Here is a 632-nt window from a genome sequence, read left to right on the forward strand (position 1 = left end):
GTATAGCCCGTACGCTTTTAACACTTCATTTACTTCTTTAATAGACAATCTAGACTTTTGATGAAGCTCATGAAACACCAAGTTATTCACTTTTCCCACCTCACCTTTCATTTTATTTACCTAGGTAACTAATTGTTCTTTTATTAGTATATGTGCTGCTACTTGATGTGTAAAGGTGCCTAAAAAGGGCGAAAATCAGCTGTTTCCTCTTATTTTCTACTAATGATTTACGCTTTCACTTCTTTTTTCTTATCCTTTCGTATCACGAAACTTTTTGTATATATTTACATGCACCTGCAAACTCTGTTAAAGAAGACGAAACAATATGCGGGAGGCTGGTATATGTTTTCACTGCGCGGCGATGCTCATAAAGTCTACCTTAAACTGAAAAAAGCAGCTCATCAAAACCAAAACGCAGAAGAAATTGATGAATTAGCGGAAATGGAAGAAATCCGGCAGCTTTACCTTACGCTAGACAGCGCTATTTTGCGAAAAGTGTATTACCGAATGACTAAAGAAAAAAACGGCTCCGGCGTCATTCCCATCCTTGTTTCTGCTTTGCCTTGGCTCTTTTTTTTATTTTCGCAGCGGCTGCAGCAATTTTTATTTAAAGACGGCAGCTGGCTTTGGAT

General features: G+C 38.0%; 1 pseudogene. It reads left to right on the forward strand.

The annotated features are described in order from the left end of the window. Positions 1-342: 342 nt before the first annotated feature. Positions 343-632, forward strand: a pseudogene (locus tag AC1DRF_RS31320) (hypothetical protein); the annotation flags it as partial.

This window comes from Priestia sp. P5_B4 (genome assembly GCF_056400385.1).